Annotated in this window: 16 protein-coding genes; 4 read left to right on the plus strand and 12 right to left on the minus strand. The window is 67.4% G+C overall.

The window, feature by feature from the left end; genetic code table 11:
* Positions 1-2 precede the first annotated feature (2 nt).
* Genes LPW26_RS10635 through LPW26_RS10690 form a run of 12 tightly spaced genes read right to left on the minus strand, consistent with a single transcriptional unit; the run spans position 3 to position 12,915 of the window.
* Complete coding sequence (locus tag LPW26_RS10635; RefSeq protein WP_238735003.1) at positions 3-1,445, minus strand: complex I subunit 4 family protein; 1,443 nt, start codon at positions 1,443-1,445, stop codon at positions 3-5.
* Positions 1,436-3,499, minus strand: a complete 2,064-nt coding sequence (locus tag LPW26_RS10640; RefSeq protein WP_238735005.1) for an NADH-quinone oxidoreductase subunit 5 family protein — start codon at positions 3,497-3,499, stop codon at positions 1,436-1,438. The genes LPW26_RS10635 and LPW26_RS10640 overlap by 10 nt, the downstream gene beginning before the upstream one ends.
* Before the next feature lie 2 nt (positions 3,500-3,501).
* Complete coding sequence (nuoK, locus tag LPW26_RS10645; RefSeq protein ID WP_238735006.1) at positions 3,502-3,810, minus strand: NADH-quinone oxidoreductase subunit NuoK; 309 nt, start codon at positions 3,808-3,810, stop codon at positions 3,502-3,504.
* The gene (locus tag LPW26_RS10650; RefSeq protein ID WP_238735007.1) at positions 3,807-4,313 is read right to left on the minus strand and encodes an NADH-quinone oxidoreductase subunit J family protein; all 507 of its coding nucleotides are present in this window, start codon (positions 4,311-4,313) and stop codon (positions 3,807-3,809) included. The genes nuoK and LPW26_RS10650 overlap by 4 nt, the downstream gene beginning before the upstream one ends.
* Entirely contained in the window at positions 4,310-4,825 is a 516-nt protein-coding gene (gene nuoI, locus LPW26_RS10655) for an NADH-quinone oxidoreductase subunit NuoI (protein ID WP_238735008.1), read from the minus strand. The genes LPW26_RS10650 and nuoI overlap by 4 nt, the downstream gene beginning before the upstream one ends.
* On the minus strand, positions 4,822-5,781 hold the full coding sequence (gene nuoH / locus LPW26_RS10660) for an NADH-quinone oxidoreductase subunit NuoH (protein WP_238735009.1): 960 nt from the start codon (positions 5,779-5,781) through the stop codon (positions 4,822-4,824). The genes nuoI and nuoH overlap by 4 nt, the downstream gene beginning before the upstream one ends.
* Positions 5,778-8,396, minus strand: coding sequence for an NADH-quinone oxidoreductase subunit NuoG (nuoG, locus tag LPW26_RS10665; protein WP_238735010.1), 2,619 nt, complete (start codon positions 8,394-8,396; stop codon positions 5,778-5,780). Before nuoG ends, nuoH begins: the two co-directional genes overlap by 4 nt.
* Complete coding sequence (locus tag LPW26_RS10670; RefSeq protein WP_238735011.1) at positions 8,393-9,679, minus strand: complex I 51 kDa subunit family protein; 1,287 nt, start codon at positions 9,677-9,679, stop codon at positions 8,393-8,395. The genes nuoG and LPW26_RS10670 overlap by 4 nt, the downstream gene beginning before the upstream one ends.
* Positions 9,676-10,164, minus strand: a complete 489-nt coding sequence (nuoE, locus tag LPW26_RS10675) for an NADH-quinone oxidoreductase subunit NuoE (RefSeq protein WP_238735012.1) — start codon at positions 10,162-10,164, stop codon at positions 9,676-9,678. Before nuoE ends, LPW26_RS10670 begins: the two co-directional genes overlap by 4 nt.
* The gene (gene nuoC / locus LPW26_RS10680) at positions 10,161-11,906 is read right to left on the minus strand and encodes an NADH-quinone oxidoreductase subunit C/D (RefSeq protein ID WP_238735013.1); all 1,746 of its coding nucleotides are present in this window, start codon (positions 11,904-11,906) and stop codon (positions 10,161-10,163) included. The genes nuoE and nuoC overlap by 4 nt, the downstream gene beginning before the upstream one ends.
* Positions 11,903-12,529 (minus strand): NuoB/complex I 20 kDa subunit family protein, encoded by a 627-nt coding sequence (locus tag LPW26_RS10685; protein ID WP_238735014.1) that lies wholly within the window; start codon positions 12,527-12,529, stop codon positions 11,903-11,905. The genes nuoC and LPW26_RS10685 overlap by 4 nt, the downstream gene beginning before the upstream one ends.
* Complete coding sequence (locus LPW26_RS10690) at positions 12,526-12,915, minus strand: NADH-quinone oxidoreductase subunit A (RefSeq protein ID WP_238735016.1); 390 nt, start codon at positions 12,913-12,915, stop codon at positions 12,526-12,528. The genes LPW26_RS10685 and LPW26_RS10690 overlap by 4 nt, the downstream gene beginning before the upstream one ends.
* 416 nt (positions 12,916-13,331) lie before the next feature.
* Between LPW26_RS10690 and LPW26_RS10695 the strand changes: the two genes are divergently transcribed.
* From LPW26_RS10695 to LPW26_RS10710, 4 genes are all read left to right on the plus strand, one after another.
* Positions 13,332-15,140 (plus strand): glucan ABC transporter ATP-binding protein/ permease, encoded by a 1,809-nt coding sequence (locus LPW26_RS10695; RefSeq protein WP_238735018.1) that lies wholly within the window; start codon positions 13,332-13,334, stop codon positions 15,138-15,140.
* A 169-nt stretch (positions 15,141-15,309) separates the two neighbouring features.
* Positions 15,310-16,752 carry a D-alanyl-D-alanine carboxypeptidase family protein gene (locus LPW26_RS10700; RefSeq protein WP_238735019.1) on the plus strand — a complete coding sequence of 481 codons (1,443 nt, stop codon included), beginning with the start codon at positions 15,310-15,312 and terminating at the stop codon, positions 16,750-16,752.
* A gap of 234 nt (positions 16,753-16,986) precedes the next feature.
* Positions 16,987-18,675 carry a long-chain fatty acid--CoA ligase gene (locus LPW26_RS10705; protein ID WP_238735021.1) on the plus strand — a complete coding sequence of 563 codons (1,689 nt, stop codon included), beginning with the start codon at positions 16,987-16,989 and terminating at the stop codon, positions 18,673-18,675.
* A gap of 252 nt (positions 18,676-18,927) precedes the next feature.
* Positions 18,928-19,413 (plus strand): peroxiredoxin, encoded by a 486-nt coding sequence (locus tag LPW26_RS10710; RefSeq protein ID WP_238735023.1) that lies wholly within the window; start codon positions 18,928-18,930, stop codon positions 19,411-19,413.
* Positions 19,414-19,661: the final 248 nt, after the last annotated feature.

Here is a 19,661-nt window from a genome sequence, read left to right on the forward strand (position 1 = left end):
GATCACGGCGTCTGGATCAGCGCGGCCTTGACCGCCGGCTCCAGCAACGCCAGCAGGCTCTGCGGATACAGGCCGATCAGCAGCGTGGCGAGGCCCATCACCACCACCGGCACGTATTCCCGCCAACTCAGATCGGCGAGCGGGCCGGCCGGCTTGGGCAGGCCGAACACCAGCCCCTTCAGCAGCCGCGTCGCATAGATCACCGAGACGATCAGCGTCGACAGCGCCAGCAGTGCAAACACCCAATTGACCTGGAAGATGCCGACCACCACCAGCGCCTCGCCGACGAAATTTGCCGTGCCGGGCAGTGCCAGCAGCGCCGAACAGAACAGCGCGAACGCCGCGGCAAAGCGCGGCGCGACCTGCTGCAGGCCGCCGAGTTGCCGCAGATCGCGGGTGTGGGTGCGCTCATACAGCGCGCCGATCAGCAGGAACAGCGCCGAGGCCGAGAACGAATGCGCGATCATCTCGACCGCGGCGCCGGCCACCGCATAGTGCACGCCGGCCGAAATGCCCATCAGCACGATCGCCATGTGGGCAATCGAGGTGTAGGCGACCAGCCGCTTGGCGTCGTTCTGGCCGCAGGCCACGAGGCCACCATACAGCGCGCCGGCGGCGCCGAGCGCGATGCCGTAAGGCGCCACGGCGGCCAGCCCTTCCGGAAACAGCATCGGGGCGAAGCGGAACAGGCCGTAGGCACCGGTCTTCAGCAGGATGCCGGCGAGCAGGATCGAGCCTGCGGTCGGCGCCAGCGTGTGCGCCTCCGGCAGCCAGGCATGGAACGGCGGCACCGACAGCTTGACCATGAAGGCGAGCGAGAAGCCGAGCAGCATCCAGACCTGCGTGCTGGTGCTGAGTTTCATGTCGGCGAGTTCGAACGCGCTGAACGTCATGTGATCGGACATTGCCGCCAGCGCGAACGACGCCGCGAGCAGACCGAAGCCGGCGACCGCGTTGAAGATCAGGAATTTCAGCGCCGCGCCTTCCTTGTCACCATGCCCCCACACGGCGATCAGCATGAAGGCCGGCACCAGCATCGCTTCCCAGAAGAACGCGAAGATCAAGAGGTCGAACGAGATGAAGACCCCGACGGTGGCCGACACCGTCCAGCACAGGCTGGCGTGAAACAGCCCCGACTGGGTGCGGATCTCCGTCCACGACGCCATCACCGAAATGATGCCGAGGCCGGCGGCGATCGCGATCAGCGCGGCGGACAGGCCGTCGAGCGCGAAGTCGAGCGCGATGCCGAACGACGGCACCCATGGATAGCTGACCTTGGCGTACCAGCGCCCCTCCGGCGCGCCTGCCACGATGGCAACCAGCAGCACCAGCATCAGCGCAAAGGTCGCGATCGTGACCCAGCGCTCGCGTTCGCCTTTGCCGGCGACGAGAAATGCGATGAGGCCGCCGATGGCCGGCAGCAGAATGAGCGCGATCAGCGCCATGATGTCCCCCAGGCAAATAACAGAAGCGCGGCACAGCCGAGCGCTATCCAGAGTGAATGGTCGCGGACCCGGCCGGTCTGCGCCCGGCGCGCCTGAGCCCAGGCGACGCCGAAGCTGCCGGCAAAGCCCATCCAGGCGCGATCGATCCGATCGGGGTTGAAGCGCGCGACGAAGCTGCCGACGAACAGCCGTGCCGCGAGGACCACGATCCGCCCGACGGGATCGCCGGAGACCAGGCGCACCACCGGCGTCTGGCCTTCGGTGGCGCGGGTGATGAAATCCGGCTGCACGGCGTCGGCGCCGACTCGGGCCAGCGGATCGTCGGTCGGCAGCCCCGGCACCTCGATGCCTTGCCGGCGCAGCTCCGCCGCGCGCGAGAAGGCTTCGGTGCCCTCGGCATTGCCGAGCGACGCGGCGACGCGGCGGAAGCGGCGGACGAAGTAGTAATAATAGAGGATCTCGATCCGGAAGGCGCGGACATGGCGCAGCCGCTGCGCCACGCGCTCCAGTTCGCGCGGATGCCGCACGATCTGCCGCGCCAGCAGCACACCGAGGATCGGTGCCGCGGCGCCGAGCAGCGTCGGCACCAACGGGATGTGATCCGGCGTGCCGCCGGCGAAGCCGATCAGCGCACCGACCGACAGGCCGCCGGCGACCGCGACCGTGGTGAGCACGACGAGCGGGATCATCACCGCCGCTCCGCCCCAGGGCGGCGCGGCGAGGTCGGCGGACTGGCTGCCGGCGACGAACACGACACGGAACGCATAGGCGCCGGTCAGCATCGCGGCGGTCGCGGCGAGCAGCCACAGCGGCACGCCCCACGGTCCGCTGCTCCACACCGCGGCGAGCACCGCCTCTTTCGAGTACCAGCCCGCCGTGATGACCGGCAGACCGGCGAGCGACGCGGCACCGATCGAGAACGCCCAGAACGCCCAAGGCTGGCGATAGCGCGCGCCGCGGAGCGCCTCGATCGCGGTGGAGCCGCCCGAGGCGTGGCTCATCACGCCCGCGCTGAGGAACAGCAGCGACTTGAACGCCGCGTGGATGGCAAAATGCGCCAGCGCCACCGCAGGCGCGCCGAGCCCGAGCGCCAGCACCATGAAGCCGATCTGGCTCATGGTCGAGAACGCCAGCAGCTTCTTGACGTCGGTCTGGATCACCGCGATCAGCGCGCCGAACGCAGCGGTCAGGATGCCGAGCATCGCCACCATGGCGGAGATCTCTGGCGCGGCGGCGAACAGCGGAGCGAGCCGCGCCAGCAGGATCACGCCGGCGGCGACCATCGTGGCGGAATGCAGCAGCGCTGACACCGGCGTCGGACCCGCCATCGCGCTCGGCAGCCAGGTGTGAAACGGGATCTGCGCCGACTTGCCGAGCGCGCCCAGCGCGATCAGGCCGGCGATCGGCGCCAGCCGCCATGGATCGATCGATGGCACTGCGGCCAGCATGCCGTCGAGCCGTGTGGTGCCGGCGGACAGGAACAGCATCATCAGGCCGGCGAGCAGCAGGCTGTCGGCGATACGCGTGGTGATCAGCGCCTTGCGACCGGCCGACACCGCCTTCGGCAGCCGATCGTAGAACGCGATCAGCATGAAGCTGCACAGGCCGATGGTTTCCCAGCCGAGGAACAGCAGGATGACGTCGGCGGCGAACACCACCGCGAGCATGCCGGCGAGAAACAGGTTCATCACCGCGAAGAAGCGGCGCAGATCCGGCACCGGCTCGGACGCCATGTAGGCGCCGGAATAGATCAGCACCAGCGCCGCCACGACGGTGACGGTGCCGCCGGTGACCATGCTGAGCGGATCGAGCGACATCGCGATCTGCGCGACAAATACGCCGGTGTCGATCGACAGGATCGGCACCACCGCGCCCGCCACGCAGGCGCCATCGAGGCACGACAGCGCCACCGGCGCGAACAGGATCGCCGGCAGCACCGCGGCGCCGACGCCGATGGCGATCACCGCGGCACGCGGCAGCGCGATCGGCAGCAAGGCCAACACCAGGAAGCCGAGCAGCGCCGGCACCGGAACGAAGGGAAGCAGCTGCGCCATGCTCATCCCTTCATGCCGCTGATGGCGTCGCTGTCGTCGCTTCCGGCGGTGCGGCGGATGCGTAGCAGCAACGCCAGCCCGACTGCGACTTCGGCGGCCGCGAGCGTCAGCACCAGGATGAACATGCCCTGCCCTTGCGGATCGGCGTGATAGGCGCCGGCCGCCACGAAGGCGAGCGCCGGCCCGCTGAGCGCGACTTCCAGCGCGACGAGCTGAAACATGATGCCGCGGCGCGCCAGCACGCCGAACAGGCCGGTCGCGAACAGGCCGGCGGCGAGGATCATCAGGCCGATGAGCTCAGAGCCGGTCATGGCCGCTTCCCCGATGCGCGGTCGCTGCGGCCGATATGGCGGACGCCGATCAGGCCGGCGAGCAGCAGCAGCGAGGCCAGCTCGATCGCCACCGCCCATGGCCCGAACAGCAGCCGCCCGACCTCCTGGGCCGACACCGGCGCCGCGACGGTGTTGGCCGAGATGCCGAACTGCCCGAACACGAACGGCGCGACCACCAGGGCGGACATCAGCAGCGGCAACGGCCACGCCCCGCGCAGCGTCAGCCGCTCGCGCGCCGAGGCTTCCGGCGAGGTCGGCAGCGTCATCACCACGAACACGAACAGCACGACGATTGCGCCGGCATAGATCATGATCAGCAGCACCGCCGCGAACGCCGCGCCGAGCGCGAAGAAGCACACCGAGAGCGCCAGCAGCATCACCACGAGATACAGCAGCGCGTGCACCGCGTTGGGGCGGGTCACGGCGAGCGCGGCTGAGACGAGCGCGAAGGCACCGGCATAGAGCGCGAGCGAGAGGCTCATGGCAGCAGCCCCTTCAGATCGACCGGCGGGGATTCATGCTCGGCCTCGCCCTTGTCCTTGCCGTTGATCGCCTTGCCGGCCACCGACCAGTAGCGATAGCCGCGCACCTTGCCCTCCCCGGCAATCAGCAGATCGTGCTTCTCGTAGACCAGCGCGTCGCGGCGCCATTCGCCGAGTTCGAAATCCGGCGTCAGCTGGATCGCCGCGGTCGGGCACGCCTCCTCGCAGAAGCCGCAGAAGATGCAGCGCGCGAAATTGATGCGGAAATGTTCCGGGTACCAACGGCCGTCCTCGGCCACGGCCTTGGACAGATCGATGCAGCCGACCGGACACACCGCCGCGCATAGATTGCAGGCGACGCAGCGCTCTTGGCCGTCGGGATCGCGCGTCAGCACGATGCGGCCGCGGCTGCGCGGATACAGATGCGGCTTCTCTTCCGGATAGAGTTGCGTCTCCGGCTTGACGAACAGCTTGCGGCCGACCCGCAGCAGGGCTTCGAGCCATCCGATCATGACGCGCTCCTCGCCACCACGACGATGCCGGTCAGCAGCAGATTGAGCAGCGACAGTGGCAGCGCGATCTTCCAGGCGAAGCCGAGCAACTGATCGTAGCGCGGCCGCGGCAGCGTCGCGCGCAGCCAGACGAATACGACGGCGATCACCGCGGTCTTGAGGCCGAACCACACCGGGCCCGGCAGCCACGGTCCGAGCCAGCCGCCGAAGAACAGCGTCACCGCCAGCGCCGACACCAGTAGCACCGCGAGATACTCACCGAGGAAGAACAGGCCGAACGACATGCCGGTGTATTCGGTGATGAAGCCGGCGACGAGATCGTTTTCGGATTCCGGCAGGTCGAACGGCAGCCGGTGCGCGGCGGCGACGCCCGCGATGGTGAACAACGCCGCGCCGAACGGCTGCAGCACCACGAACCAGACGCCGCGCTGCGCCTCGACGATCTCGGTCATCGACAGCGAGCCGGCGAGCATCACCACGCCCATCAGGGAGAGCCCGAGGAACACCTCGTAGGCCAGCATCTGCGCGGCGCCGCGCATGCCGCCCATCAGCGAGAAACGGTTGTGCGAGGCCCAGGCGCCGAGCAGCACGGCGTAGGCCGTCAGCCCCATCATGCCGAGCAGGAACAGCACGCCGACATCGACCGGCGCCAGCGCCACGCCATCGCCGATCGCCACCACGCCGAAGCCGATCAGCACCGGCGTCGCCGCGACCGCAGGCGCCAGGATGTAGGTGAACTTGTCGGCGCCGGGCGGCGGCACGTCTTCCTTGGTGAGGATCTTCACCGTGTCGGCGACCCATTGCAGCGAGCCGAACGGCCCGACGCGGTTGGGCCCGTAGCGCTCCTGCACGAAGCCGAGCAGCCGCCGCTCCACCCAGGTGAAGGTGCCGGCGATCACCAGCAGCGCCATGATCAGCGCGACCGAGATCGTCGCCGTGATCAGCATCCCGATCATGACGCGCCCTCCACGCGCACGCGGCGCAGCGGCCCGCGCGGCACGACAAGTCCGACGCTGATGGCGACGCAGCCGCGCACCAGCGACGCATCGAGCGACAGCGTCGCGGAGCAAGGCTGCCCGTCGATCAGAACGGCGGCGCCGGCGACGAGGCCATGCAGCGCAGCGTCGTCGGGATGAAGCAGCACGCGCGGCGCTGGCCGGCGTGCGGTCAGCAGCGCACTGGCGCGGCTGAGATCGAAGCCGGTGAAGGCGTCATGCAGCGGGATCAGCAGAAGCCCGTCGCCGTCGACCGGCACCGGCGCGGCCGCATCGTGCAGCGACGCCTCGCCGGCCTTCAGCAGCATCGCCCCCGGATCGCCGCCGCGCAGCGGGCCGCCGATTTCCTCGACGAAACGCGTGACGTTGTTGGCCGAATGCTGGCCCGAGGTCTTGTAGCTGGTGATCAGCGCCGGTGGCACGGCGGTGCCGCGCGCGCCCTTGATGCCGAAGGTGAGCGGCGAATCCGGATCGATCGGCGGTGCGGCGTCGGCGAACTGGCCGGCGCGGTCGTCCGCGGTGCGGCCCGAATAAGGCCGCGGCGCGCGCGTGACCTGCCCGTCAGCCATCATATAGTCGGCATCCGGCGCCGCATCAGCAACACCGACGAGATCGGCGCGCTCGACGATCAGGTCGCCGATCAGCGCATCGAGGCTGTGCCAATCGCCGGCGCCGAACGCGTCGAGCCGGCGCCACGACGCCGGCGCCGTGTCCGATGGCGGCAGCGCCGCGATGAAGCGTTGGGCGCGGCCTTCGTAGTTGACGAAGGTGCCGGTGCATTCGGTGAAGGCCGCGACCGGCAGCGCGACGCTCGACCGCGCGGTGGTTTCGCTCGCCATCGCGTCCAGTGCGACCACGGCTTTGGCCGCAGCAAACAGCCGCTCGACACTGGCGCGCGGGGCGCCCTCGAACAGATCGCTCTCGAGCACGATCGCGGTTTTGGCGGCGCCGCGCTCCAGCAGTGCGGCGGCGCTGTCGATGCCGTCGCCGCCGAGCAGCGCCAGGCCGATACTGTTGGCTTCCGGCGGCAGCAACGCGATCCGCGCCTTGGCGCCGAGCGCAGTGGCCAACGCCGCAGCCGCCTCGACGATCTCGGTAGCGCCGAGCGAACAGCCGGCGATGATCAGCGGACGCTGTGCGACCGCAAGGATCTCGGCCACCCGGTTCGCCTCGACATCCGCGCTCGTTGTGCCGCCAACGGCAGCCGCAACGTTCGCACCAAACGCCGCAACGCCCTGCGGATCGCGGCGCAGCGACAGGGTGGCGATGTCGTCGAGCGGATCGGCCAGCGGCGTCGCCAGCACGATGGGCGAGCGGCGGCCTCCACCCGCGGTGCGCACGGCGGGATCGAGCCATTGCGGCACGCCCTTCTGCGCGGCGAGCTCGCGCTCCGCGCCGCGCACGGTCTGGCGCAGAGCGAGCGCCAGCCGCGGCGACGAATTGGTCAGATCCTCACCGAGCACCAGCACCGCATCGGCCTGTTCGACGTCGGCCAGCGAAGCGATTTTCGCCGGGCCGGCCCGCAGGATCGCAACGATGCGGCGAACCATCGCGGCTTCGGCATCCGACACGCCAGCGAAGAACCGCTCCGGCCCGACCAGCCGCTGCAACGCGTAGTTCGCCTCCAGCGACGCGCGCGGCGAGCCGATGCCGATCGCGCCTTCAGCCACCGCGGCATGCGCGGCCGCGCAGGCGTCGTGCAGGCTCGCCGGTTCGCCGCTCAGCAACGGTTCGCGCAGCCGCTGATCCGAGACGACGTGCAGCGGGCCGTAGCGGCCGCGATCGCAGATGAAATAGCCGTTGAGCGCGCCGTGGTAGCGGTTCTGCACCCGCCGAACCCGGCCGCCGCGCTGGTCGACCAGGATGTTGCAGCCGACCGAACAATGCGGGCAGACCGACGGGGTCGCCCGCATGTCCCATTTGCGGGCGTAGTCCTGCGACCAGCCCTTGTCGTTGAACACGCCGGTCGGACACACTTCGGCGAGATTGCCGGCGAACGGGCTGTCCAGCGGCCCGTCTTCGGCGCGGCCGAAATACACGTTGTTGTGCGCCCCGAACGCGTCGAGATCGCGCCCGCCGGCGTAGTCGCGATAGAACCGCGTGCAGCGATAGCAGGCGATGCAGCGGTTCATCTCGTGGGTGAGCAGCGGGCCGAGATTCTGGTTGCGATGGGTGCGCTTGTCGAAGCGATAACGGCGGTCGTGATGACCGGTGGCGATGGTCATGTCCTGCAGATGGCAGGAGCCGGCCTCCTCGCACACCGGGCAATCGTGCGGATGGTTGACCATCAGCCATTCGATCACCTGGGCGCGGAATGCCGTGGCTTCCGGATCGCTGACCGAGACCCGCTCGACATCTGCGACCGGCGTCATGCAGCTCATCACGATGCGGCCTTCGGTATCGTCGGGGCCGTCATACACTTTCACCGCGCATTGCCGGCACGCGCCGACCGAGCCGAGCGCGCCGTGCCAGCAAAAATACGGCACGTCGATGCCATGGGTGAGGCACGCCGACAGCAGATCCTCGCCGTCCTTCGCTTCGATGATGCGGCCGTCGATGTCGAGCTTCTTGGTCATGCGCGGCCCACCGGACAATGGCCCGCGAGGTGGGCAGTGAAGATATCGCCGAAGCGTTCGAGCCCGCTACGCAGCGGCGTCAGCGCCCCGGTGTTGAGATCGCAATAGGAGCGGCCCGAGGGGCCGGACAGCGCGACGTGCTGATGCAGCAGATCGATGTCCTGGCGCGTGCCCTTGCCGGCTTCGAGCGTGTCGAGCAGCTTCGCCACCCACGGCAAACCGTCACGGCAGGGCGTGCACAGCCCGCAGCTCTCGCGGGCGTAGAAACGCATGTGCCGCCCGATCGCCGCGACCGGACAGGCATGATCGTCGAGCACGATCATCGCGCCGGTGCCGAGCGAACTGCCGGCCTTCTTGGTGTGGGCGAAGTCGAGCGGAACGTCGAGATCGGCGCTTTCGAGAAACGCAGTCGCGCCGCCGCCGGGCTGGAACGCCAGCAGTGCGCGTCCATTGCGGATGCCGCCGCACAGTTCGATCAGTTCGCGCGCGGTCGTGCCCATCGGCGCTTCGATCAGTTGCGGCCGCGTCACGCAGCCGGAAACGCCGTACAGCTTGGTGCCGCCTTCGTCCGTGCGCGACAACGACTGATACCAATCCGTACCGTTCTCGATAATGGAAGGCACCGCCGACAGCGTCTCCACGTTGTTGACGGTGGTCGGCCGGCCCCACAGCCCGCTGACCGCCGGATAAGGCGGCCGATGCCGCGGCACCGGGCGCTCGCCTTCGAGCGCAGCGATCAGCGCCGTCTCCTCGCCGACGATGTAGCGACCGGCAGAGGCGTGCACCCGCATCGCAAGATCGAAGCCCGAGCCGAGGATGTCGCGGCCGAGCAGGCCTGCGCCTTCGGCCTCGGCGATCGCGCGGGTCAGCGCCGCCGCGGCGGATCTGTATTCGTCGCGCACCAGGATGATCACCTCGGTCGCGCCGATCGCATAGGCCGCGATGATCGCGCCCTCGACCAGCTGATGCGACAGCGCCTCCATCAGCAGCCGATCCTTGAACGAACCCGGTTCGGTCTCGTCGCCGTTGACGCAGAGATAGCGCGGACCCGGCCCGGCCTTTTCGGCGCCGCTGCGCATGAAGCGCCATTTGTTGGCGGTCGGGAATCCCGCGCCGCCGCGGCCGCGCAGGCCCGCAGCCTCGACCATCGCGATGATCGCCTCGGGGCTGTGGCGCTTCAGCGCCTGCGTGAGCGCCGCGTAGCCGCCGAGCCCGCGCCAGACGGCGAGGCTGTGCGGCTTGCGGTCGGCACGCGCGCGGCCGGTGAGCGGCTTGTCGCTCATCGCGCAACTCCGATTGTCTTGCCGCCGATCAGGGCATCGAGATCGTCCGGCGTCAGCGGCCCGACCAGCGTGCGCTCGGGACCAACCAGCGCCACCGGCGCGCGGTCGCAGCCGCCGACGCAGCAGATGTTGATCAGCGTGAATTTGCCGTCCGGCGTGGTCTCGCCGAAACCGATGCCGAGCCTGCTCATCACCGCGTCGCGCACGGTATCGCCGCCGCACAGATAGCAGCTGAGGCCGTCGCAGAGCAGGATCACGGTGTCGCCGACCGGACGGCGGAAGATCTGGCTGTAGAACGTCGCGAGGCTCTCGATCTCGGCGGTGGTGACGCCGAGCGTGCGCGCCGCCTCGGCGAGGTTCTCGTCCGACACCCAGCCTTCGGCTTCCTGCACCAGCTTCAGCGCTTCGAGCATCGCGGCCTTCGGCCCGCCGTGATGGGCAGCGGCCTGCGCGATCGCGGTCTTGATGGCGGGGCTGAGGCTCATCGGTCGACGTCCGACATTACGTAGTCGATGCTGCCGAGATAGGCGACGAGGTCGGCCACCATCATGCCGGGCGCCACCGCCGAGATCATCTGCAGATGCGGGAACGACGGCGTGCGGATGCGGGTGCGATAGCTCGACGGCTCGCCGTCGGAAATCAGCGCGAACTGAGTCAGCCCGCGCACCGTCTCGACCTGCCCGGTGGTTTCGCCGGCGGGCAGCGCCGGCCCCCAGCTCGCGCCGACGAAATGATGGATCATGGTCTCGATGTCATGCAGCATCCGCTCGCGCGGCGGCGGCGTGGTCGACGGATGGTCGGCCTTGATCGGGCCGGACGGCATGTTGTCGACGCACTGCCGGATGATCTTCAGCGACTGCCGGATCTCCTCGACGCGGACAATTGTGCGATCGAAGCAGTCGCCGTTGTGGCCGACCGGAATCTCGAAATCGAAATTCTGAAAGCCCGAATACGGCCGCGCCTTGCGCACGTCCCAGGCATAGCCGGTGGCGCGCAGGCCTGGGCCGGTGACGCCCCACTCCATCGCCATCGCGGTGTCGTACGCCGCGACGCCCTTGGTACGCGCGCGAAAGATCTCGTTGCGCAACACCATGCCTTCGTAGTCGGCGAGTCGTGGCGGCATCCAGTCGAGGAATTCGCGGACGAGCTTGTCCCACCCCTCCGGCAGGTCCATCGACAGACCGCCGATGCGGAAGTAACCGGGGTGCATCCGCGCGCCGGTGATCGACTCGATCACTCGGTAGCCGCGCTCGCGATCGACGAACATGTAGAACACCGGCGACATCGCCCCGGTGTCCTGCGCCATGGTGCCGTAGAACAACAGATGGTTCATGATGCGGAACATCTCCGACAGCATGATCCGCACCGTCTGCGCGCGGTCCGGCACGGTGATGCCGCAGGCCTTCTCGACCGCCTGCAAGTAGGGCATCTCGCCCATCACGCCGCCGAGATAATCGACGCGATCGGTATAGGGCAGGAAGTTGTGCCAGGTCTGACGTTCGGCCATCTTCTCGGCGCCGCGGTGATGGAAGCCGATATCCGGCCGCGCCGCGACGATCTCCTCGCCGTCGAGCGCCAGCACGATGCGGAACACGCCGTGGGTCGCCATCGAGTGCGGCCCGTAATTCAGGATCATCAGCTCGACGCCGTCGCGATGCGTCGGCAGCCCGAATTTTTCCGGATCCGCGGCGAGCGCGTGCTCCTTGGCGTCGAACAGCGCCGCCGTCATGTTGAACAGCGGCCGCTCGGTGGCGCGACCCGGCTGGGTCTTGCGCATCGGATGGCCTTCCCATCCGGGCGGCAGCAGGATGCGGTTCGAGTGCGGCTGCAGCTCGAACTCGACGCCGAACATGTCGTAGGCTTCGCGCTCGTACCACAGCGCGTTGGCAAACACGCTGCCGATCGATTTGGCGCGTGGATACTCCGCGTCGAGCGGCGTCTTGATCCGGATGTCGGCGTTGCGGTCGTGCGACAGCAGATGGCTGGCGATGGTGATGCCGCTCGGCGGCTGCCCCTCGCGATGCTTGCGCGCCGTCTCATCGATCGCCCACAGGTCGACCAGCATCCTGAACGGACGCTCGATCTCGTGCTTGAGAAATCGATGCACCTCGATCGTCGCTTCCGGCCGGATCCACACCGTCGGAAAGCTATCGCGCGTGATCTGCTCGCCCAGCACCGCGTCTCCAAACCGCGCGCTGAGCTCGCCGACGAGTTCGGACGTGCTCACAATTTCTCCGGAGGATCGAGAAGGGTCTGCGCCATACGTTCGTCGCGGCGCTGATCGCGCCGGCGCGGTGCATCGAAGCCGAGCCCGGCGGTGTTGCCGACGGTGACGCCGAGCGGGCGCCGCTCGCTGCCGATCTGCTGCTGCAGCATGATCAGCGCATCGAGCATCGCTTCCGGACGCGGCGGGCAGCCGGGGATGTAGACGTCCACCGGGATGAAGCGGTCAACGCCCTGCACCACCGAATAAATGTCGTACATGCCGCCCGAACAGGCGCAGGCGCCCATCGCGATCACCCAGCGCGGCGCGCGCATCTGCTCGTAGAGCCGCAGCAGTGGCGCGGCCATCTTGTGAAACACGGTGCCGGAGACCACCAGCAGGTCCGCCTGCCGCGGCGAGGCGCGGATCACTTCGGCGCCGAACCGGGCCTGGTCATAGACCGGCGTCAGCGCCGTCACCTGCTCGACGTAGCAACACGACAGGCCGAAGTTGAACGGCCACAGGCTGTGCTTGCGCGACCAGGCGGTGAGATCCTCGAGCGTGGTGAACAGGCTCGACAGCGCCATGTGTTCTTCGACCGAGACGGGCTCGACCGGCTGAAGCGGATTCGGCGGCTGCAATGTCATGGCTTGCGCTCCTTATGCCAGTCGAGCGCGCCGTCGGCCCACAGATAGACCAGCGCCAGCAGCAACACGCCGATGAACACAGCCGCCTCGATCAGCCCGAGCCAGCCGGTGTCGCGCGCCGCCACCGCCCAGGCGAACAGGATCGCGGCTTCCATGTCGAAAATCACGAACAGCGCGGCGATCAGGAAGTAAGGCGCATTGACAGGGCCCTGCTGCGGCGCCGCCGGCAGCACGCCGCCCTCGTAAGGCACGTCGGCGCGCGCCCCGGAGCGCTTCTCGCGCAGCCAGGCGGCGACCAGCATGATCGCAGCGACCATGCCAGCCGACAGCGCAACGTGGATGGCGAGTGCGGCACCCGGATTGATCGGGAAGATCAGGTCGCTCACCGGCGGAGCTCCTTGGGACGACAGAAAGCACGCGCGCTCCGGAGCCCGTCAGGCTGCTGGAACGTTCAATGCATCGTCACCATGTCATTTGGGGCGTCAAGGACCGTTGACGCCGATCAAGGTCCGGCCTCGCATTGGGGGGAAATCCCAATTCGATTTCCGCGAGTTGGCCGGCGGTAAAAATCGATGAAATGCTCGCCGTGACGGCGTTTCCCAAAGCCTCGGGCAGCCTACCGGCCTCCGCGATTCGAAACGATGGGCCTCAACTGCGGCACCATGCCGCCCTTCGATCGCCTCGGGCGTCTCGCGGCGCGGACTCGATCCGTCAGCGCCGCCCCACGGCTTCGTTCGCAACGTACATTTCGCTCTGCCGGCAAATCATCTAATCCTACGACTCCATCGTTCGGGGGCGGTCGATGTCATTGCCACGTCTCTACACCCGCGTGCTCGGGCTGCTCGGCAAGGAGGCGCGGCTCGGCTGGATGCTCGCCGTCGCCAACCTGCTGCTGGCGATCGCGCAATTCGCCGAGCCGGTGCTGTTCGGCCGCATCGTCGACGTGATGAGCGGCAATCTCGCCACCGGCGCGCTGGTTCCCAAGACGCGCTCGCCCTGGCCCCTGCTCGCCGCCTGGGCCTCTTTCGGCCTGTTCACCATCATCTGCTCCGCCGCCGTCGCGCTCAATGCCGACCGCCTGGCGCATCGCCAGCGACAGGTGATCCTCACCAGCTATTTCGAACACATCCTGCAACTGCCGCTGACGTTTCATACCGGGACGCATTCGGGCCGGCTGATGAAGGTGATGCTGCAGGGCACCGACGCGCTGTGGCGGGTCTGGCTCGGCTTCTTCCGCGAGCACTTCGCCGCGGTGCTGTCGCTGCTCGTGCTGCTGCCGCTGTCGCTGTACGTCAACTGGCGGCTGGCGCTGCTGCTGTTCGTGCTGTGCGGCGTGTTCACGGTGCTGACCGCGCTCGTGGTCCGCAAGACCTACGGCATGCAGAACGAGGTCGAGGAGCAATACAGCGACCTCTCCGCCCGCGCCTCCGACGCGCTCGGCAACGTCGCGCTGGTGCAGAGCTTCGTGCGGATCGACGCCGAGGTCCAGGGGCTGCGCTTCGTCGCCGACAAGCTGCTCGCGGCGCAGATGCCGGTGCTGTCGTGGTGGGCGCTGGTGACGGTGATCACCAAGGCTTCGACCACCATCACGGTGCTGGCGATCTTCGCGCTCGGCATCTGGCTCAATCAGCAGGGCCTCACCAGCGTCGGCGAAATCGTGATGTTCGTGTCGTTTGCGACGCTGCTGATCCAGCGGCTCGAGCAGGTGGTGAGCTTCGTCAACACGCTGATGATGGAAGCGCCGCGGCTGCAGGAGTTCATCACGGTGTTCGATGCCGTGCCGGCGGTGCGCGACCGGCCCGACGCGATCGATCCCGGCCGCCTCACTGGCCTCGTCGAGTTCGACAACGTGTCGTTCTCCTACGACGGCAAGCGGCCGGCGGTCGAAGACCTGACGCTCACCGCGCTGCCGGGCCAGACCATCGCGCTGGTCGGCGCCACTGGGGCCGGCAAGTCCACCGCGATCGCGCTGCTGCATCGCGCGTTCGATCCGCAATCCGGCACGGTCAAGATCGACGGCATGGACGTGCGCGGCCTGACGCTCGCCGGGCTTCGCCGCAACATCGGCGTGGTGTTTCAGGAGGCGCTGCTGTTCAACCGGACCATCGCCGACAATTTGCGGGTCGGTAAGCCGGACGCCACCGACGCGGAGCTGCGCCAGGCCGCCGAGCGTGCCCAGGCGCTGCAGTTCATCGAGCGCAGCGAGCGCGGCTTCGACACCAATGCGGGCGAGCGCGGCCGGATGCTGTCCGGCGGCGAACGGCAGCGGCTGTCCATCGCCCGTGCGCTGCTGAAGGACCCGCCGATCCTGATCCTCGACGAGGCGACCTCGGCGCTCGACGCCGTGACCGAGGCGAAGGTCAATCTGGCACTCGACGAGCTGATGAAAGGCCGCACCACCTTCGTGATCGCGCATCGGCTGTCGACCATCCGGCACGCGACCCGCATCCTCGTATTCGACAACGGAAAGGTGATCGAAAGCGGAACTTTCGATGAACTCGTCGCGCAGCGCGGCCATTTCGCTGAGCTCGCGCGGGCACAGTTCATGGTGCAGGAGGATGCGCGCGCCGCGGTCGCGACAGCAGCCGGCGACACGGTCGCGCAGCCCTGAGCACCGCCGAATTTCGGCCCCTTTCATCCCCGAATAACCGCGGCCTAGCTCTGTTCGAGGAGCACAAGCCGGTATAGGGTCGGGTCTGCTGGGCCAACGCCTGAAACCCGAACGTCAACCCGTAAAGACCTCGTCCTTCGGACGGATCTCAAAGGACCGGAATCGGATAGTGCACTTGTTCACCGCGCAGCCTCGCAAATCGCCAATTATCTGGACGTTCGTCGCCGCTCTGATCGCCCTGACGGCGTTGCCGCGGCTGGCGTCCGCCGAGGCGCTGCTGCTGATCGAGGCCGACAGCGGCAAGGTGCTCCAGGCAGAGAACGCCACCTATCCGTGGCACCCGGCGTCGGTTACCAAGATCATGACCGCCTACGTCACGCTGAAGGCGGTGAAGGAAGGCAAGCTGACACTCGACAGCCTGCTGACGGTCTCGCCGACCGCCGCCGCGCAGTCGCCGTCGAAGATGGGCTTCCGCCCTGGCACCCAGATCACCGTCGACAATGCGCTGAAGATGATGATGGTGAAGTCGGCCAACGACATGGCGGTCGTGCTGGCCGAAGGCGTCGGCGGCTCGATCGACGGCTTCTCCGAGATGATGAACGCGAATGCGCAGCGGCTGGGCATGACCCAGACGCGCTACGTCAATCCGAACGGACTACCGGCCGACGAACAAGTGACATCGGCGCGCGACCTCGCGATCCTGGCGCGCGCGGTGATCCGCGACCTGCCGGAATACGAGTACTTCGTTCACATCCCGGCGATCCGCTTCGGCAAACGTGTAACTCACAATTTCAACAAGCTGATCGGCCGCTACCCGGGTGCCGACGGCTTCAAGACCGGCTTCATCTGCGCCTCGGGCTACAATTTGGTCGCCAGCGCCACCCGCAACGGCCGCCGGCTGATCGCGGTCGTGCTCGGCGCCAATTCCGGCCAGGATCGTGCCGTCAAGGCCGCGCAGCTGCTGGAGCGCGGCTTCTCGGCCAACACGCTGGCATGGCTGACGCCGTCGCTCGGCACTGTCGATAATCTCGCGCCGATCGATGCCACGCCGCCGAACCTGCGCGACGAGATGTGTGGCCCGAAGCGCAAGCGCCCGGCCAGCGACGAGGACGAGCAGGTCGCCAGCGTGATTGCAAACGGCGAAACCGCGCTGTCGATGTTTTCGCCGCCGGTGCTGCGCCCGGTCGACATGATCGCGGCGGCGCCAGCGCCGACCGAGCCGGTGATCGTCTACACCGGCCCGACCCGCACCGGCGCGGCGCTGATCGCAGCCGCCGCGCAGGAGGCCGAGCAGCAGGCAGCCGAAGGCAAGAAGAAAAAGACCGCGAAGAAAAAGGGCACCAAGTCCAAGGACGATACCAAGGAAGCCGTCGCGACCGATAAATCCAACGGCCGGACCTCGGTGACGATCGACACCACGGCCAAGCCCAAGGCCAAGTCCCAGACGGCCGCCAAGCCGGCCGCAGCCAAATCTGCAGCCCCCAAACATTCCGCCGCCAAGCCGGACGCCGCCGACAAGCCGAGTGCTGCGGCGAAGCCGAAGCCGAAGGCCGCCGCCAAGCCCGCCGCCAATGCGGCCAGCGAAGCCAAGCCGGCCAAGCCGGGCACCTGACACCTGACCACCTGACACCTGCGTCGACGGCGCCTCCTGCCGCGGTGTTAACTGAGCTTGACGGCCGCTCTGCGGCGGCCCGTCAGCTTGCGTTCGGCCGCGGCTTCCCTCAATACTCCGTCCGACATCGGACCCTTGACCTGCGCGCCTTTCGACGAATTCGCCGCGGCCAAACGGTGTGCGACAATCAACAATGCGGAGCTGAGCGCTCCCCGGCGATGTGAGGAAAACACCATGGAGCGGATCTGGCTCAAGCACTACCCGCCTGGCGTGCCGGCAGACATCGACGTGACGAGATATCCCTCGCTGGTCGAGCTGTTCGAGGAAAGCTTCAAGAGCTTCGGTGACCGCAAAGCCTTCATCTGCATGGACAAGGCCATCACCTATCGCGAGCTCGACGAAATGTCGGTCGCGCTCGGCGCCTACCTGCAGGGCAAAGGTCTGAAGAAGGGCGCGCGCGTCGCGCTGATGATGCCGAACGTGCTGCAATATCCGGTGGCGATCGCAGCGGTGCTGCGCGCCGGCTTCGCGGTCGTCAACGTCAACCCGCTGTACACGCCGCGCGAGCTCGAGCATCAGCTCAAGGACTCCGGCGCCGAAGCCATCATCGTGCTGGAGAACTTCGCCAGCACGGTCGCCCAGGTGATCGGCAAGACCGCCGTCAAGCACGTGGTCGTCGCCACGATGGGCGATCTGCTCGGCCTCAAGGGCGTCATCGTCAATCTGGTGGTCCGCAAGATCAAGAAGATGGTGCCGGCTTTTTCGCTGCCGGGCGCCGTCAGCTACAACGACGCTGTCGCGGCCGGACGCGGCCAGAAACTCACCAAGCCGGTGATCGGCCCGGACGACGTTGCCTTCCTGCAATACACCGGCGGCACGACCGGCGTGTCCAAGGGCGCCACGCTGCTGCACAGCAACGTGGTCGCCAACGTGCTGCAGAACGACGCCTGGCTGCAGCCGGCGCTGGACAAGCCGCCGAAGGTCGATCAGCTGTTCATCGTCTGCGCGCTGCCGCTGTATCACATCTTCGCGCTGACGGCCTGCTACCTGCTCGGCCTGCGCGCCGGCGGCGTCAATCTGCTGATCCCGAACCCGCGCGACATGCCGGGGTTCATCAAGGAACTGTCGAAGTATCAGGTCAACAGCTTCCCCGCGGTCAACACGCTGTACAACGGCCTGCTGCATTCGCCGGGGTTCGACAAGCTCGACTTCTCCAAGCTGAAAATCTCGAACGGCGGCGGCATGGCGGTGCAACGTCCGGTCGCCGAATCCTGGCTGAAGATGACCGGCTGCCCGATCGCCGAAGGCTACGGCCTGTCGGAAACCGCGCCGGTGCTGACCTGCAATCCGGCGACCGTCACCGAGTTCAACGGCACCATCGGAATCCCGGTGCCGTCGACCTATCTGTCGATCCGCGACGACGACGGCAACGAAGTGCCGTTCGGCACCGCCGGCGAAATCTGCGCCAAGGGCCCGCAGGTGATGTCGGGTTATTGGAATCGCCCGGACGAGACCGCTCTGGTGATGACCGCCGACGGATATTTCCGCACCGGCGACGTCGGCATCATGACCCCGGACGGCTTCACCAAGATCGTCGACCGCAAGAAGGATATGATCCTGGTCTCCGGCTTCAACGTCTATCCGAACGAAGTCGAGGAAGTGATCGCCAGCCACCCCGGCGTGCTGGAATGCGCGGTGATCGGCATTCCCGATCAGCGCACGGGCGAGTCCGTCAAGGCGTTCGTGGTCAAGAAGGACCCCGATGTCACCGCCGAGGACATCATCAAGTTCTGTCACACCGAGCTGACGAACTACAAGGTGCCGCGCAAGATCGAATTCCGCACCACGCTGCCCAAGACCAATGTGGGCAAGATCCTGCGCCGCGAACTGCGCGACGAGAAGAAGGGCCAGGCAGCGGCCTGACGCCTGCCTCGCACCGTCATTCCGGGGCGCGCGCAGCGCGAACCCGGAATCCAGACGTGCAAGCCGATCGCGATTAGGGGTTCGCTCGCGAGGTGCGAGCGCCCCGGAATGACTGCATTTGAGGCAGCGCACCTAATCTCGATGCATGATCGCTTGTGATGCGCGTCATCGCACGCTCGCGATCGGCCGAAGATTGTCAGTGCCCCGTCCGCAGGCTAGAACCACTCGCATCTTTTCAGGGAGAGACTGCAGATGACCATCAAGGTTGGCGACCGTGTGCCCGGCGCGATGTTTCGCGTCATGACCGAGGACGGAGTTCAGACCAAGACCACCGACGACATCTTCAAGGGCAAGAAGGTCGCAGTGTTCGCGGTGCCCGGCGCTTACACCGGAACCTGCCACAAGATGCACCTGCCGAGCATCTTCCTCAACGCCTACGCGATCAAGGACAAGGGCGTCGACACCATCGCGATCGTCTCGGTCAACGACGCCTTCGTGATGAACGCCTGGAAGCGCGACACCGACCAGCGCGACGAAGCGATCTTCCTCGCCGACGGCAATGCCGAGTTCACCAAGGCGATCGGCATGGAAATGGACGGCTCGGGTTTCGGCCTCGGCACCCGCTCGCTGCGCTACTCGATGCTGGTCGAAGACGGCGTGGTGAAGACTCTCAACCTCGAGCCGACCCCCGGCAAGGTCGAAGTCTCCGGCGGCGACACGCTGCTCGGGCAGCTGTGAGCTGACAGACGCCTAAGCCCGTCATTGCGAGGAGCACTCGGATCGCCGCTTCGCGGCGTCCGAGCACAGGCTCCGCGACGAAGCAATCCAGCGGCCTCGTCCACGACGCTTCTGGATTGCTTCGCTTCGCTCGCAATGACGCTCAGCGGTCATCGCCCGGCTTGACCGGGCGACCCAGTATTGCAGAGAGTTTTGTTGTTAGTAATGAACGCTCTGGATTACTGGATCAACCGCATTCGCGGGTGATG

Source organism: Rhodopseudomonas infernalis (genome assembly GCF_022271405.1).
GTDB lineage: Bacteria > Pseudomonadota > Alphaproteobacteria > Rhizobiales > Xanthobacteraceae > Rhodopseudomonas > Rhodopseudomonas infernalis.

Excerpts from the sequence above, each read along its gene's own strand:
- LPW26_RS10635 (WP_238735003.1), bottom strand. The coding sequence starts at position 1,445 with ATGGCGCTGATCGCGCTCATTCTGCTGCCGGCCATCGGCGGCCTCATC.
- LPW26_RS10640 (WP_238735005.1), bottom strand. The coding sequence starts at position 3,499 with ATGGCGCAGCTGCTTCCCTTCGTTCCGGTGCCGGCGCTGCTCGGCTTC.
- nuoK (WP_238735006.1), bottom strand. The coding sequence starts at position 3,810 with ATGACCGGCTCTGAGCTCATCGGCCTGATGATCCTCGCCGCCGGCCTG.
- LPW26_RS10650 (WP_238735007.1), bottom strand. The coding sequence starts at position 4,313 with ATGAGCCTCTCGCTCGCGCTCTATGCCGGTGCCTTCGCGCTCGTCTCA.
- nuoI (WP_238735008.1), bottom strand. The coding sequence starts at position 4,825 with ATGATCGGATGGCTCGAAGCCCTGCTGCGGGTCGGCCGCAAGCTGTTC.
- nuoH (WP_238735009.1), bottom strand. The coding sequence starts at position 5,781 with ATGATCGGGATGCTGATCACGGCGACGATCTCGGTCGCGCTGATCATG.
- nuoG (WP_238735010.1), bottom strand. The coding sequence starts at position 8,396 with ATGACCAAGAAGCTCGACATCGACGGCCGCATCATCGAAGCGAAGGAC.
- LPW26_RS10670 (WP_238735011.1), bottom strand. The coding sequence starts at position 9,679 with ATGAGCGACAAGCCGCTCACCGGCCGCGCGCGTGCCGACCGCAAGCCG.
- nuoE (WP_238735012.1), bottom strand. The coding sequence starts at position 10,164 with ATGAGCCTCAGCCCCGCCATCAAGACCGCGATCGCGCAGGCCGCTGCC.
- LPW26_RS10685 (WP_238735014.1), bottom strand. The coding sequence starts at position 12,529 with ATGACATTGCAGCCGCCGAATCCGCTTCAGCCGGTCGAGCCCGTCTCG.
- LPW26_RS10695 (WP_238735018.1), top strand. The coding sequence starts at position 13,332 with ATGTCATTGCCACGTCTCTACACCCGCGTGCTCGGGCTGCTCGGCAAG.
- LPW26_RS10705 (WP_238735021.1), top strand. The coding sequence starts at position 16,987 with ATGGAGCGGATCTGGCTCAAGCACTACCCGCCTGGCGTGCCGGCAGAC.
- LPW26_RS10710 (WP_238735023.1), top strand. The coding sequence starts at position 18,928 with ATGACCATCAAGGTTGGCGACCGTGTGCCCGGCGCGATGTTTCGCGTC.